Here is a 12767-nt window from a genome sequence, read left to right as displayed (position 1 = left end):
TGTGACATACTATTTAAGGAAATAACACAAATGTGCCATACACTAAATTAAATAGTATATTACCATTGATCATGTTTCGTTACAACCCCTTTTTTCCATTTAACGCAATTAAGAGTCAGAAATTTCTTTAAATTGTTTATTTTTTAAGCTATAACAAAAAAAAGCTTGCCAAGATAGTTAGCAACCTGCATAATTTATCGCTTTTTTTCTTATGTCCGTTTGGTGGTCAACCTGGGGACAAGCACATTTTTATAATCCGCACCATATTCATTATACTTGTCCAGTTCAACTCTACTAAACTTGAATAAGCTATTTATGAAACACATAGAAAGGAGGAAAATAAAATGGCTGAAAAGAAAGTTGAGCCAAAAATCACAGTAGAATTAGCAAAAAAGCTCTTAAATGACAAAAGTGTATATTTGACAGAAGAAGGTAGAAGACGTTTACTTGAAATCGTAAGAAACGAAGATTATTTTAATAACCAAATTATTCATTAATTAATATAGAATGATTCTTCTAAAATGAAGTACTATCTGAAAGGAGAGAAAAAAGATAAAGTATTTTGACAAATCCCAATTGAAAAAGCTCCTAGAAAAAGGTTCTCTCACTGCCTTGTATCTCAATGGGACAAGAACCTTTTTCTTTCTATTTTATAAGCAAAAAACTGCTCAACTGGTTGAAGATTTCTATAAAAATTAATTATAATGGAAAGCATTGAAACAATCACAATAGAAATTAGATGGTATTATGAGTTTCTCTACTTACATAGACAACCATTCAAAACAAAGGAGTATTAGAATATGAACACAAAAGCTTTTTCCATGGCTCTTATTACTATTATTATTTGGGGCTCTACTTTTGCTGCGATTCGTGCTAGTTTACATGGAGGTTACGAGCCTGGTCACTTAGTATTGGTTCGCTACTTGATTGCTTCTAGCTTATTTATCCTTTATGCCCTATGGCCTGGGAGTAAGTTTCGGTTACCTCGCAAAGAAGACATCATAAGGATTCTTATCCTCGGCTTTATAGGAATAAGTGTTTATCATATTGGGGTTACTTTTGGTGAAATGACCATTACTGCAGGTGAAGCAGGAATGCTCATTGGCTCAGCACCTATCTTCACAGCGATCATAGCAATTCTTGTATTAAAGGAGAGTTTAAGTTCATTCGGATGGATTGGGTTAGGGGTTGGTTTTTTTGGGATTCTTCTCATTACATTAGGTTCTGCAGGTCCATCTCTGACAATCTCTACAGGAGCTTTCTTAGTGTTGATGGCAGCTATCGCAACATCGATATTTTTCGTTTTTCAAAAAAAACTCCTAGAGCGCTATAACCCTATTGAATTAACAGCTTACTTTACTTGGGCGGGTACGATTCCATTTTTCATTTTTTCTCCCGGGCTGTTTACGTCCATTCAAAACGCGACATTAGAAGCGAATTTATCTGCTCTCTATGTTGGAATTTTTCCAGCTGCGATAGCTTATGTTACTTGGGCCATTGCTCTTTCTTTAGGGAATGCAAGCTCTGTGACGAGCATGATGTATCTTGAACCAGCAGTTGCTGTTCTCGTTGCTTGGGTCTGGCTTAAGGAATTACCGACAACTCTTTCACTTATTGGAGGCGCAATTGCACTGCTAGGTGTATTGATAGTGAATGGATTAGGGAGAAAACGTGAAATCTCTTATGAGAAAGCCTCTTAGGCAAGGTGCAAAAGCTCCTTGCCTTGTATCTTACAATATAAAAGTAACCATAATATACAGCCCCGTCGTAATTCCTGCTGCAATCAACGCAGGTTTCAATTTATATTTTGCATATTCTATTACAGAAAGGCCCAAAATCTTCGCGATTGTATTTGTATCATCACTTAATGGTGACGCAAACGCTCCAAACGCACCGCTAGCAAACACAGCTCCAATAACTAATGGCAGCGAAACATCACCAACTAATGCTAGCGATATTCCCAGAGGCATCAAAATCCCCCATGTCCCCCACGCCGAACCAATAAAATACGAAACCGCTGCTCCAAACACAAAGATAAGCGGCGCAATAAACATTTGCGGAATCCATCCTGAATGGGCTGTAACAAACGCTGAGAACCCTAAGTCATCTGTAATAGATGAGAGTCCCCACACAATTGATAACAACAAGATGACTGACATTAATTCGTTTCCACCTGCGATAAATCCATCAATCAGCTCACTTAGTTTAAAACGTTGAACCAAGTAAAAGCCAATTGATAGCAAGACCGTGATCAGAAGAGCGACAACCATTGCATCTAAGACATCCGCTTCAATAAAAGCCTCAAAAAATCCAAATCCTTGGACGTGACCATCCCACCACGTTAAAAATAACGTCAAACTAATGACCAAAATCAATGGCAGTAGCAAATTCATCGGTTTAATCGGTAGCTCTTTTGAGACCCCAGGATGACAGTCATGCCAATCATCTTCCTCTTCTACCGTCTTTTCATTAATTTGCATAGGAGCTGTTGATTTCTTTTTTGAATGATGAAAAAAACTTAAGTACACACCTAATAAAATGGTAACGATTGAAAAGAAATTAAACGGAATGCTTTGAATGAACAACGAGTAAGGGTCTAACTCTAATCCTTGATTTTCGGTCGCTATTTGAATGATCGACACCATATAACCGACAAAAGCCGTTGCAACAGGAATTAACACAATTATCGGTGTTGCTGTCGTTTCAATGACAAAGCCAAGTTCAGCTGTTGTCATTTTTACTTTTTTCAAAAGAGCTCTCATTATTGGAGCAATTGTAACAAATCGAAAGGTTGGAGCCGCAAACGTTCCAATTGTAGATACATACGTTAAAATAAGTGCTTGTTTTCTCGTTTGAATTTTTTCTGCTGCCTTCTCAACAAATCCCCTAATCCCACCTGTCATTTTAATCATGCCAACCAATCCTGAAAAGGCATATAAAAAGACAACAATTTTGATATTATTCGTATCAATTAATGCCTGAACTACATAAACGAACATTGTTTGTATACCACCGAGAATCGATGGATCCAAAATATAGGATCCCACTAGCAAGCCTAAAAAAAGAGCTGGAAGTACTTGCTTTGTATAAATAGCTACGGGAATTACCACTAAAAACGGGACGATCGAAAGCCAGCTTAATTCCATCTCTATCACCTATCTTAAATTAATTCTAAAGTTTTTACTGTTTTAGAATGTGATGGAGTTTGGAATTTATACTAAAAGCTGGATTATTCATGTTGAAGTTTTTACAATGTACGTCAGCTCTTTTAAATTGAAAGTTGCACGCTCCTACAAAAATTCCTGTATACTGTACATACTAATAACAAATCACAAGCGAGAGGATCCTGTTCATGTCTATCGAAAAACCAAGAAAGAAAATCAGCCTGCAAGATGCCATTAAACAACAACTTGAAAACAAAAAGAAGCAAACGAATACCAATAGACCTTCAAACAATCCATACCAATCAACTAAACAAATGAAGAGTCAACAAACCAAAAAACAAAACAATCAACGAAAACGAACCGGGGTTTAGTCTAAAATTACAGAAAGTGACAGCCCTCCAAGTGAAGTAAGGCTGTCACTTTCATATCAATCCTCCCTCGTTAGTCAACTGCTTCTGTTCCATCTTTATTTGGTATTGTAACGACGAAGGTTGAACCGACTCCCTCTTCACTTAGGACGTCAATTGAGTAATTATGGATCCCTAAGATTTTTTTCACAATAGATAAACCAAGGCCATTGCCATCAATTGAACTTCCTCTGGCTTTGTCAACTTTATAAAATCGATCAAATAAATAAGGAATTGCTTCTTTTGTGATTCCTTTACCATAATCTTTGACGCTCACTGAAACACCTTTATCCCCTCTTTTTAACTCAATATGAATGGCCCCTTTTTGAGAAGAATATTTGATTGCATTTGTGATGAGATTTAACCAAACTTGTTCCAATAAATCTTGATCTGCCATCACTTCAATCGGCTCTAATTCTAAGTGAATTTGTAACTCTCTTATTTTCCATTGTGGTTCTGTTGCTAACACCGTTCTTCTAATTTGTTCATCTAACCGGTACCGCTCTGGACGATAAGGATGATGCTCTGAATCTAGAGATGCAAGTCTTAATAAATTTTCACTTAGCCTAGAAAGCCGGTCGGTCTCGTGATAGATAATATCCAAGTATTCTTTTTGATTCTGTGTTGGTATCACTTCATCTCTAATTGCTTTCGTAAAGCCTCTAATTGATGTGAGCGGAGACTGAATTTCATGCGATACACTACTAACAAAATCATCACGCATTTGATCAATCTTCTCGACCTCTGTTGCCATATGATTAAAGCTAGTAATTAGTTCACCAATCTCATCTTTGTTTTTGCTTTTTATACGTACAGAGAAATTACCTTTTGCCATCTCTTTTGCAGCATGTGTAAGCATTTTAATAGGGTTAACCAGATGACGAGAAGCTAAAAAAATTAGCAAGCTGCCTACAAGCAGTACCAAAATGAGAGAAATATTGATAATCCCTCTAATACCCTTCATCTCTTCTTCTGAATTTATATAAACAAACAAGGCATATGGTTCATTCATGATTTCTACTTGGAATCCGGCTCCCTTTGTAACATCGCCTCTTCTATGAGAGAGAGTCATGGGCACTTGTCCATCTGACTGAAACACACTCGCAATATCTTCATCGGAAATAACAAACGGCGTATGCTGTTCCAGTAAAGGAACACCCTCTTCGTCCATAATCATAATGTCGAAATGATAAGATTCTAATGTTTCTGCCATTTCGGGCAACTTTTCTGGATCGGCTAATTCAATTATTTCCGCTACACGCGATGTAATATTTACAACTTCCCTCTCAAGAAAAAAGAAAGCAGTAATGAAGTATGAAGTTGATATACTAATGATTACTACCCCGATAAAGGTTGCTACGATCCTCACATAAAGACTTTTTCTAAGCACTTAAATCTCCTCCAACCGATACCCTAACCCCCGGATGGTTGTGATCGTTATATCCTTAAAAGGAACCAATTGTTCTCGTAATCGTTTAATATGTACATCAACCGTCCTTTCATCACCTTCATAATCAAATCCCCATATTTTTTCAATCAATTGTGTACGGGTAAAAATCTTTCCAGGTGAGTTAGCTAGCATATAAAGTAATTCACATTCCTTTTTCTTTAAGTATACGGATGAATCATTACATTGAATCAAATGTTTTTCTAAATCGATCGTTGTTTCACCAATAGTCACTACCTTATCTATCGTGACATGATATCGTTTTAAAAGGGCCTTTATTCTTAAGATTAATTCTACCGGATCAAAGGGCTTTACTAAATAATCATCCGTACCAGCATTAAACCCCTTCACCTTATCCTGCGATTCCCCTTTTGCTGTTACCATTAATATCGGGATGTTTAAAAATGAGCGAATATCCGTCGTTAATTCAATCCCATCAATGTGAGGCATCATTACATCAACAATAGCTAAGTCGACCTGTTCATGTGCTAGCAACTCTAGGGCTTCTTTTCCATCTGATGCTTCAAGTACACTAAATTGACTATTTTCAAGGTATACTCTTATTAATTTTCGAATATGTGAATCGTCATCAACTACGAGAATCTTATTCATTTGATCTCAACTCCGATTAAATAATTTGAAAGAAAGACGTAAGCCTAAACCTTACAGCAATAAAAGTGCTTGCAATTTCTGTCTCTTTTCCTATTTTCCTGTTACCTTTCTTTCGCTATTCGTTCTGCTATTCATATTGGGTTGTAAAGCTTGAAGAAATCCTAGGTTTACTATTGTTGTATATAGTTTAACAAGCTTTTATGAACTGAGTATGAATTTTCACATTGGAACAATTAGAACCTCTGCTATGAAACCACAAAGGAGCAAGTCTACTTCAATGTTCTTCCAACTATCTAGCAGAGTCCCACTAACCTCACACATTTTAATATGATTACAGGAACAAATGCAAAAAAACAACTCCGCCTAAGCGAAGCTGTTTTTTAAAATATGTTCTTCTAAAACACTATTAATCAATAACCTTCCAGAAAGCAGGTTTTACTCTGTAGTTTTCGTCAAATAGAAACGGTGCATCGATGCCCACTCCATCATTAGCGTCTTGAGCACGGTCATCTAACCATGTATGGTTATCAGCAATTCCCCAGAATGTGACACTGCTGATGTCAGCATTTAATTTTTCATAAAGTTCAAATAACTGATCGTAGCGGTCTGCTTGAAGTTCAAAAGCAGACTCAGGTATCGCATCATATGTTTTATAAGCACCTACTGGTGGGTAGCCGTAAAGACTAACATCCAGTTCTGTTACTTGGTTGTCTAAACCTAAGCTCGTAAACAAATTAAATGAATCCTCAATTTGTTGAATGGAAGGCCAGCCAATTTGAATATGCGCCTGATGTCCAACCCCGTCAATTGGTACCCCATCTTCTACTAATTCTTTAACTAGATTATAAAGTCTATCCCTTTTTGGAGTAATTTCGGTATTATAATCATTAATATAAAGCTTCGCGTCTTCGCCTGCATATTTTCTAGCAGTTTCAAAGGCAACCCTTATGTATTCATCGCCCGTAATTTGATACCAAGCCGATTCACGAAGTCCTCTTTCATTCTGAGTGTTTCCATCAGCAATTACTTCATTTACAACATCCCAAGAATCCACATCATCCTTGTAACGTTCTACAACTGTTTTAATATGTGTTTCCATTCGCTCTAATAAGAGATCTTTATTCGCTTCTCTCTTTTCTTCATCTGTTTCATCTACCATCGGATTTCCATCTTCATCTAGGAAGAACCAATCTGGTACTTGACTATGCCAGACGAGTGTATGAAAACGTAAGTTCATATCATTTTTGCGGGCAAATTCAACAATTTTATCGGCCCCTTCCCAGTCCCACTTTCCTTCCTCTGGCTGAAGGGAAACCGGCTTCATTGCATTTTCTGCAACAATACTATTGTAATGATGCTTTAGGATTTTTCCCTGCCTTCCGTTTAATTGATACGGCTCAACCGCTGCACCAATATCGAAAGCGCTCTCATACCTGTCAGCTAAAGAAGCAACTTGCCAGGCATGTGGTTGCACATTACCATTTCCCTTCTGATTTTCTCCAAATACCCCGCTATGTCCATTTCCTTGAGCAGCGACACTTCCAATTCCGCCTGTTAACACAAGTGATAAAGCTAACCCTGCAATGATTGGTTTTTTAAGAACTTTAAGCATGTTAAAATCTCCTTTTCATAGATTTAAATTTTTAAAATGCAAAAGTAGCTCACTAACCTCCTTTTTTACAAAATGGACGCCTGCAGACAGTAAATAAGTAAGGGTTTACATTATTGAATTAATCTCGTTCTGCAAGCTTTCTAACTCGAACTCATTATAGCAAGTCTAACTTAGTTTATCTAGTGAACTAACTAAGTTTTTTATAAATGATAGATTAGTAGTGGTATATTTAACCTATTTTGGTAGTTTAAATTACAACTTCTCTCAACTAAAGGCTCCCAACATAAAAAAGCGCCTCATCCTAGTCACCAAAAAAGTACTAGGCGAGACACCTATTCAAATTAACCTTGTTGCTGTAGACTAAGCTAGCTGCTGCTCTGCAAACTCTCTATATAACACATGTGATTTAATTAATTCATCATGTGTACCAATCCCTGTAACCTCTCCATTTTCAATAAAAACAATTTTATCTGCATCCACAATTGTAGATAAGCGATGGGCAATGACAAACGTGGTTCTCCCTTCCATGAGACGTGTAAAAGCTTGTTGAACAACACTTTCTGACTGGCTATCTAGACTTGCCGTCGCTTCATCCATCATAAGAATTTTAGGGTTTCTTAAAAAGGCACGAGCAATAGCAATGCGTTGCCGTTGACCTCCGGATAGCTTCACACCTCGTTCCCCTACTTTTGTATCTAGCCCCTCAGGGAAAGATTGGATAAATTGATCAGCATAAGCCATTTTGGCTACGTCCCACAATTGTTCATCTGTAATTTTTTCTTTATTTTCTAAACCGTAACATAGATTTTCACGTATAGTCCCTGCCATCATTGCACTTTCTTGAGAAACGTAACCAATTTGATTCCGCCATGAAAATAGCGAGATTTCCTTAATTGGTACGTTTCCAATCCGTATCACTCCAGAAGCAGGCTCATAAAATCGCTCTACCAAACCAAACATCGTCGTTTTTCCGCCACCACTAGGACCTGCAAAAGCGATCATCTCACCAGGTGCAGCATCAAATGATACGCCTCTCAATATTGGCTCATTCTTATCATAAGAAAAAGTCACGTCTGAAACATAGATAGACTCATTTTTTATATCTATTTCTTTCCCATCATTTTCTTCTTCTGATTCAAGTTCAAGTATATCGATGATTCGCTCGGTTGCTCCTTTTGCTTTCTGAAGCTCTGTAAAAAACCTCGCAAAAGATGTAAGTGGCATGATGATTTGGAATAAGTAAAGCAAGAAGGCAACGAGTGAACCCGTTGTCATCGTCCCATTTGCAACACGGATTCCACCGTACCCAATAATCATCACAATGACAGCCATTACAACAACGTACATGAGCGGTGCAATAACAGCAAAGATTCGTGCTTCCTTTAAACCATACTTGTATAATTGATCGATTCCGGCAAATCCATTCTTCTCCTCGACACGCTCTGCATTTGAAGCTTTCATTAAGCGAATTTCACTTAATGTCTGTTGAATGTTTCCAGAAAATACTGCTGTTTCATCTTGTAATCCACGTGAAATCCTGGCCATTCTCCTGCCTAAAGGAATCAAAATAGCAATCGTGAATGGAACCGAAGTCAACATGAGTAATGTCATTTTCCAATCCATAATTGTAAGTATGGTTACAGCACCTATAATCGAAATAATTCCGGTTACAAATTGAGGAAAGTGACCTGAGATTAACTGCCTAATAATACTTGTATCATTGACGACCCGGCTAACAGACTCACCACTCGAGTGATTATCAAAATATGTTACAGGCAAACGTAACATCTTCACCCAAATTATTTCACGTAATCTCGCTACCACCTTTTGACCGACTGCACTAAGCAAATATATTGATAAACCATTCAAAATAGCTTGGACAAGGAAGGCTAGTCCGATCGCGAACATGATTGAAATACTTAATGCTTCTACAGAAAATCCATCAACTAATTCCCTTGTTAAAAGCGGAACGACCAAGCCGGCTAGCGTTGTGATAATACTCGCTATTAAGCCAATTATCAATCCAGACTTTGGAATATTCGTTGATAAAACAAGGGATAGGAATGGCTTAAGGCCGCTCTTTTTTTCGTTCATAGGTTAATCTCCTTCTTACAATACTTATACTTGCCGTATATCACACTTACTCGCCGTAACTACACCTTTACTAGCACAACCAGAAAATCGACAAAAAAAGGCCAATGTAGCCAAAAGGCTTCATTGACCTTTTCCTCATTATATCCCCAATCGAAACGCCTTCACAATCACTCCATCATTCGCAGGCTCAAAATCATGCTCAGGCAATCGTTCAAACCCCATTCGGCCATATAACTTGATAGCACCTTCCATAAAGTCTGCAGTATGTAGTCCAATTGCATCATAGCCTTTTGCTTTCGTTCGTTCAATGCATTCTGTAAGCAAGGCATGTGCTACCCCTTTTCCTCGCGCTTCTTTCGTAACAGCAAGAAGTCGAATTTCAGAGTAATCTAATTCATCAACCAAGCCCTCGTAGGCATCTGATTTAGGAGGAAAGAGTGCAACACTTCCTACAATACCGCCTTCTATTTCGGCAACAATGAATTCTACACCAGATTGCTCATCTGCATCTGAAGAGATTGCTTGTTTAAGAGCCTGCCAGTGTTCCTCTGATACGGCTTTTGCATGTTCACTATATGCCTCGATTCGCTGTGTTCGAATATACTGTACTTCATCTGAAAGAGCATTACGTATTTTCATTAAATCAACTCCTTATTATGTACTCAATATATCACCATATAAGATCATTTCACATAAAAACGCCCTCTAATAGCAAATACTAGGGGGCAGCATAATGGTCTTATTCTAACAAACAACTATTAGCCCAAAATTCAAATATTCCAGGCAGGCGCCCACCCATTTCATTCATTCAAACATAGGGTAAGGGTGTAGTCACTCAAAAAGGAGGAATTCTTCATGAGTCACGTTACTGGAAATAGCTTTACTTTAATTGTTGTATTATTTATCCTGCTGATCGTTGTAGGATCTGCATACACATTTTAAATAATTATAGAAGGGGGTAGACCTTTGGGTTCCCCCTTTATTCATAATGTATAAACAAGCTGGTCATACTATGCTGATCGCAAATAAAAGGAGGTCAAGGTTCGATGAAATATCAAGCGAACAAAGGACAAGTTTTTTATGGGCACACGATCGGAATCTTAATGCTTGATAGTTTCGTTCCAATGATTCCCGGTGATGTTGGCAACGCTACTTCATATACCTATCCTGTTCTTTACCAGACATTAAAAGGGATTACGACTAAAAAGATGGTTGCCCGGGATTCAGATGTTCTTCCTGAAATCATTTCAAAAAGCAAAGAACTTATTTCAGATGGCGCAAAAGCGATCACTGGAGATTGTGGATTCTTACTTATGTATCAAAACGAATTGCGTCAAGCGTTAAATGTTCCCACCTTTCTTTCAAGTTTGCTGCAACTTCCATTTATGCTTCACATGCTAAATCAGGAAGAGAAAGTTGGAATTATAACAGCTGATTCTACTTTGCTTGATACGAGCTTACTACATAAAATAGGGATTAATCCAAACCGACTCTTAATTACTGGGCTAGAAACGTACCATCATTTTTATCACTCTTGTCTTGGGGAGAGCGGGACTTTAGATTCCACTAAAGTTGAACAAGAAGTAGTTCAGGCTGCTAAGCATCTAGTAAAACAAGATGACAATGTGAAGGCGATTTTACTTGAATGTAGTTTCCTGCCGCCTTATGTCTCAATAATAATATCGTCACCAAGATCTACTGTGAAGAAGGTTACTTTTTTAACTTCCTTCTTTATTACTTCTTCAAAGGCATTATCTATTAAGTTACCAATAATAATTGATAATTGAACAGTATCAATATGTTCAGGAAGCATCCCTAGAGAACTATTTTCATCAATGTTAAATTGAATCTTTTTTTCTGAAGCTTTCCCAATTTTCCCTAACAAGAAGCCTGTACCTTTGGATCTTCAATTTGGTGGAAAACAATACGGCTGCTATTCTCATTATCCTCGATTTCTAACTGAATCATTTTTATTGCATCCGCCTGATATCCCAACTGGAGTAAGCTAGAAATGGCGTAGAGTTTATTTGTGAATTCATGTGCCTGTGCACGAAGATCCTCAGAATATTCCCTAACCTCTGATAGAGTATTAACCATCTCTTGAATTTCTGTTTTATCTCTAAAGGTAGCAACTGCACCAAATACTTTTTTTTCTTCTACAATTGGAGAAATATTTAATATAATAACCTTATCTTCCAAGAATAATTCTTTGTTCACAATACCCTTATTATTTTTAAGAACTTTTTCGACATCTATATTGGGAATTACACTTTTTAAAGGTTCATTAATTAGATTATCTTGTATGTCAAGAATACGTTTTGCCGCCGTATTCATAAGTGTAATGTATCCTTGATAATCGACAGAAACGATCCCTTCATTAATTGAAGATAATGTTGCATTTCTATCTCGATATAATGATGCGATTTGTCGTGGCTCTAATCCCATTGTATCATTCCGAATACTCCTTGCTAATAAGATACTTACAATAACGCCCATAATTACAATCACTATTGCAAAAAGAACAACGGGTTTAACCTCTTTTAATATGTCTAAATAGATATCCTCTAATAAATACCCTACATTTACAACTCCAATAACCTGACCAATCTCATTGAAAATTGGTGCTTTACCTACTAAAGCTGGTCCCACTAATTCTTTGGATTTAATTGTGTAATATCCTCCAAAAACAACAGCCTTATAACTATCATCAATAGGTATGAATTTATCAATTTTCTTTCGGTCAGGATGAGTTAAAATCTTACCCTCACGATCAGTTATAATAACAAACTTGGCATCTGCCTGATTTCGTATCGTTTCAGTAAGTGGTTGTAACTTCAATGGAGGATAAACAGAGCCCATCACCTCTTTAACCGAAGGCATATAGGATACCGTTTTCGCTGTTTGGAGACTAATTGCAGCTGTACTTTCATACACTCGTTGAGTATTAAGATAAAGAAATTGTCCAACTAACGCGATAATTATTGTTAAAATTAAACATACTACTATCCCTAAGATCTTTGTTTGTAATGATGCTTTTTTTAGTTTTCCTTCCATAATTTCACCTGTATTACATATGACTTGATTGTAGAATAAGGGTTAAACGTTATCCCTCTACTTACACCTTATCATATTTTCTATTTTAGAAATTTTACCTTTTATATTAAAAATACCCGGATAAGGCATGACCCTATGACACTATGTGTAAAATATAAAATCTATTTATCTTTAGATTCGGCAAGCATCTTCAAGGCATTTATCCCTTGAATTTTCCAGCACATACCAGTTATTTTCTTTTTTATATATTTTTGAACACTAGTGTTGCATATATACTGACTGAATTTTCAGTTTTAAAGTTCTTCCTGTTTAGAGCCAAAAAAGTAAATACCCAATCAAAGGTGGTTCCATCCATTTGGAAAAATATTTACAATTAG

The 12767-nt window shown here is 36.9% G+C and carries 12 protein-coding genes; 5 read left to right on the top strand and 7 right to left on the bottom strand.

Annotated features, from left to right (window positions below; all coding sequences use genetic code 11):
• The first annotated feature begins 344 nt into the window (after nucleotides 1–344).
• Together SAY88_RS20720 and SAY88_RS20715 are read left to right on the top strand one after the other, a co-directional pair.
• Nucleotides 345–497: a hypothetical protein gene (locus SAY88_RS20720; protein ID WP_332634046.1), complete on the top strand. Its 153-nt coding sequence runs from the start codon at nucleotides 345–347 to the stop codon at nucleotides 495–497.
• 303 nt (nucleotides 498–800) lie between these two features.
• Nucleotides 801–1700 carry a DMT family transporter gene (locus SAY88_RS20715; protein ID WP_332634045.1) on the top strand — a complete coding sequence of 300 codons (900 nt, stop codon included), beginning with the start codon at nucleotides 801–803 and terminating at the stop codon, nucleotides 1698–1700.
• A 30-nt stretch (nucleotides 1701–1730) separates the two neighbouring features.
• Here SAY88_RS20715 and SAY88_RS20710 read toward each other — a convergent pair whose 3' ends face one another.
• Entirely contained in the window at nucleotides 1731–3146 is a 1416-nt protein-coding gene (locus tag SAY88_RS20710) for a Na+/H+ antiporter NhaC family protein (protein ID WP_332634044.1), read from the bottom strand.
• Nucleotides 3147–3352: 206 nt separating this feature from the next.
• On the opposite strand from SAY88_RS20710, the gene SAY88_RS20705 reads away from it, so the two are divergent.
• On the top strand, nucleotides 3353–3535 hold the full coding sequence (locus SAY88_RS20705) for a hypothetical protein (RefSeq protein ID WP_332634043.1): 183 nt from the start codon (nucleotides 3353–3355) through the stop codon (nucleotides 3533–3535).
• 70 nt (nucleotides 3536–3605) lie between these two features.
• On the opposite strand, the gene SAY88_RS20700 is transcribed toward SAY88_RS20705, so the two are convergent.
• The 5 genes from SAY88_RS20700 to SAY88_RS20680 all read right to left on the bottom strand — a co-directional run bounded on the left by SAY88_RS20700 (nucleotide 3606) and on the right by SAY88_RS20680 (nucleotide 9975).
• On the bottom strand, nucleotides 3606–4961 hold the full coding sequence (locus tag SAY88_RS20700) for a sensor histidine kinase (protein WP_332634042.1): 1356 nt from the start codon (nucleotides 4959–4961) through the stop codon (nucleotides 3606–3608).
• The gene (locus SAY88_RS20695) at nucleotides 4962–5630 is read right to left on the bottom strand and encodes a response regulator transcription factor (protein WP_332634041.1); all 669 of its coding nucleotides are present in this window, start codon (nucleotides 5628–5630) and stop codon (nucleotides 4962–4964) included. It lies immediately after the preceding gene.
• A gap of 406 nt (nucleotides 5631–6036) precedes the next feature.
• Nucleotides 6037–7242: an endo-1,4-beta-xylanase gene (locus SAY88_RS20690; RefSeq protein ID WP_332634040.1), complete on the bottom strand. Its 1206-nt coding sequence runs from the start codon at nucleotides 7240–7242 to the stop codon at nucleotides 6037–6039.
• A gap of 360 nt (nucleotides 7243–7602) precedes the next feature.
• On the bottom strand, nucleotides 7603–9336 hold the full coding sequence (locus SAY88_RS20685) for an ABC transporter ATP-binding protein (RefSeq protein WP_332634039.1): 1734 nt from the start codon (nucleotides 9334–9336) through the stop codon (nucleotides 7603–7605).
• 138 nt (nucleotides 9337–9474) lie between these two features.
• On the bottom strand, nucleotides 9475–9975 hold the full coding sequence (locus SAY88_RS20680) for a GNAT family N-acetyltransferase (RefSeq protein ID WP_332634038.1): 501 nt from the start codon (nucleotides 9973–9975) through the stop codon (nucleotides 9475–9477).
• A gap of 216 nt (nucleotides 9976–10191) precedes the next feature.
• Here SAY88_RS20680 and SAY88_RS20675 point away from each other — a divergent pair, with 216 nt between their 5' ends.
• Together SAY88_RS20675 and SAY88_RS20670 are read left to right on the top strand one after the other, a co-directional pair.
• Nucleotides 10192–10278 carry a YjcZ family sporulation protein gene (locus SAY88_RS20675; protein ID WP_250098651.1) on the top strand — a complete coding sequence of 29 codons (87 nt, stop codon included), beginning with the start codon at nucleotides 10192–10194 and terminating at the stop codon, nucleotides 10276–10278.
• A gap of 104 nt (nucleotides 10279–10382) precedes the next feature.
• Nucleotides 10383–11123 carry an aspartate/glutamate racemase family protein gene (locus SAY88_RS20670; RefSeq protein ID WP_332634037.1) on the top strand — a complete coding sequence of 247 codons (741 nt, stop codon included), beginning with the start codon at nucleotides 10383–10385 and terminating at the stop codon, nucleotides 11121–11123.
• A 91-nt stretch (nucleotides 11124–11214) separates the two neighbouring features.
• On the opposite strand, the gene SAY88_RS20665 is transcribed toward SAY88_RS20670, so the two are convergent.
• Nucleotides 11215–12390 (bottom strand): sensor histidine kinase, encoded by a 1176-nt coding sequence (locus SAY88_RS20665; RefSeq protein ID WP_332634036.1) that lies wholly within the window; start codon nucleotides 12388–12390, stop codon nucleotides 11215–11217.
• Nucleotides 12391–12767: the final 377 nt, after the last annotated feature.

This window comes from Halalkalibacter flavus, assembly GCF_036663575.1.
Classification (GTDB): Bacteria; Bacillota; Bacilli; order Bacillales; family Bacillaceae_D; genus Halalkalibacter; species Halalkalibacter flavus.
This window is presented reverse-complemented; position numbering and strand designations above follow the sequence as displayed.

Excerpts from the sequence above, each read along its gene's own strand:
- SAY88_RS20705 (WP_332634043.1), top strand. The coding sequence starts at position 3,353 with ATGTCTATCGAAAAACCAAGAAAGAAAATCAGCCTGCAAGATGCCATT.
- SAY88_RS20675 (WP_250098651.1), top strand. The coding sequence starts at position 10,192 with ATGAGTCACGTTACTGGAAATAGCTTTACTTTAATTGTTGTATTATTT.
- SAY88_RS20680 (WP_332634038.1), bottom strand. The coding sequence starts at position 9,975 with ATGAAAATACGTAATGCTCTTTCAGATGAAGTACAGTATATTCGAACA.
- SAY88_RS20695 (WP_332634041.1), bottom strand. The coding sequence starts at position 5,630 with ATGAATAAGATTCTCGTAGTTGATGACGATTCACATATTCGAAAATTA.
- SAY88_RS20720 (WP_332634046.1), top strand. The coding sequence starts at position 345 with ATGGCTGAAAAGAAAGTTGAGCCAAAAATCACAGTAGAATTAGCAAAA.
- SAY88_RS20715 (WP_332634045.1), top strand. The coding sequence starts at position 801 with ATGAACACAAAAGCTTTTTCCATGGCTCTTATTACTATTATTATTTGG.
- SAY88_RS20710 (WP_332634044.1), bottom strand. The coding sequence starts at position 3,146 with ATGGAATTAAGCTGGCTTTCGATCGTCCCGTTTTTAGTGGTAATTCCC.
- SAY88_RS20690 (WP_332634040.1), bottom strand. The coding sequence starts at position 7,242 with ATGCTTAAAGTTCTTAAAAAACCAATCATTGCAGGGTTAGCTTTATCA.
- SAY88_RS20665 (WP_332634036.1), bottom strand. The coding sequence starts at position 12,390 with ATGGAAGGAAAACTAAAAAAAGCATCATTACAAACAAAGATCTTAGGG.
- SAY88_RS20685 (WP_332634039.1), bottom strand. The coding sequence starts at position 9,336 with ATGAACGAAAAAAAGAGCGGCCTTAAGCCATTCCTATCCCTTGTTTTA.
- SAY88_RS20670 (WP_332634037.1), top strand. The coding sequence starts at position 10,383 with ATGAAATATCAAGCGAACAAAGGACAAGTTTTTTATGGGCACACGATC.